This is a genomic window from Deinococcus pimensis DSM 21231 (assembly GCF_000519345.1).
GTDB lineage: Bacteria > Deinococcota > Deinococci > Deinococcales > Deinococcaceae > Deinococcus_A > Deinococcus_A pimensis.
Window position 1 is genome coordinate 1 of record NZ_KI912630.1, and the last position, 1,436, is coordinate 1,436.

The window sequence follows — 1,436 nt, forward strand, 5'->3', positions numbered from 1 at the left end:
CGGGCCGCCCGCGCGGGGCGATCACCGCCGACCTCACACGCGCCCGCGCGGCCCTCACGGACCTCCAGGCCATCGGGACCCCCTAGAACGCGCGAACGGGAGCGTCGGACGCGGCCGCGTCCGACGCTCCTTCCCTCTGCCGCTCAGCGCCGCGCGAAGGCCTTCTCCAGCGCCGCCACGCGGGCCGCGAGGTCGTCGTTCTCGGCGCGCAGGTCACGCAGCTCCTTCGTCTGTGCGTCCAGCCGCGCCTGCTTCTCGTCGAGCTCGCGGGCGAGGCCCCCCACCGCCGCGAGCGCCACGCCCGCCTCGTCGAGCATCCCGATGCTGCGGTCGTCCGCGCCCAGCCCGAAGGCCGCGTGGAAGTCCTGCGCGGTGGGGCCCATGTGCCGCGCGCCGCTCGCCTCGTCCTTGTAGCGCCACGTCGTCACGGGAAGCGCGCGGACCTTCGCCAGGATCTCGTCCGTATCCACGGCGCGGAAGTCCTTCTTCGCGTCGCGGTCCGAGGTGCAGTTGAACACGCCGGAGCCCGCCGGGAGGTTGCAGCCCGTGGTGCCCGCGAGGTTCGTGCGGAGGCGGAAGCCGCCCGTGGCGCGCGCCGCGAACTCGTTGTTCGCGGTGTTCTTGAAGGTGTCCGCGCTCTGCGTCGCGGAACCGTCGCTCCAGACGAAGGTGCCGGTGAAGCCGTTGTTGGACGCGAACTTGCCGAGCGCCGTCGTGTGGTCCTGGCTGGCGGTGACGTTGTAGCCGATCGCGACGGCGCCGAGGCCGCGGATGTTGAACGTGTCCGGGTCGCACTTCCCGTCCGCGAGGATCGGCCCGCCGGAGATCGCCTTGTTGCCGAGCGCCACGCCGTACGTGTCGCACACGCGGTTCCCCGCGCCCGCCGTGAAGCTCGCCGCGCCCTTGGCCTGGTTGCCCGAGCCGAACGCGATGCTGCTGGTGGCCTCCGCCTGGTTCGTGTCGCCGAACGCGAGGGCGTACAGCCCGATCGCCTTGCTGTTGCTGCCGCCCGCCCAGGAGAAGAAGCCGACGTTCGCGTCGTCCCACTCGTTGTCGGCGTACCCGGAGCGGAACGCGCCCTTGTAGCTGTCCCACGACGTGCGGTAGCCCTTGCCCTGCATGGGGGAGACGCCGATGCCGAGGTTGCCCGTCGCGACGAAGCTGCCGTTCTGGAAGACCTTGAACCACGCGGGCGTGTGACCGCCCGGCCCCGAGCAGCAGGTGCTGCCGCCGCGCAGGTTGATCATGGGCGCCGTGCCGTTGGCGTCCCCGACGGAGAGCTGTTCCTTGGCCGGCATGAACTGCACGAGGCCCGCGTTCGCGGGGTCCTGCCAGGCGAGGTTCGCGCCGTCGTACCCGAGGAGCTTCCCGGCCGCGGGGGTGCCGCTGGCGGCGAGCTTGCCCGCGCTCACGCCGCCGTCGGCGAGGCCGAGGCT

1 protein-coding gene is annotated in these 1,436 nt (G+C 72.5%); it reads right to left on the bottom strand.

Features of this window, described 5'->3' with window-relative positions; translation table 11 throughout:
* Nucleotides 1–143: 143 nt before the first annotated feature.
* A partial coding sequence (locus DEIPI_RS35275) for a tail fiber domain-containing protein (RefSeq protein WP_052351603.1) occupies nt 144–1,436 on the bottom strand: 1,293 nt, incomplete at its 5' end.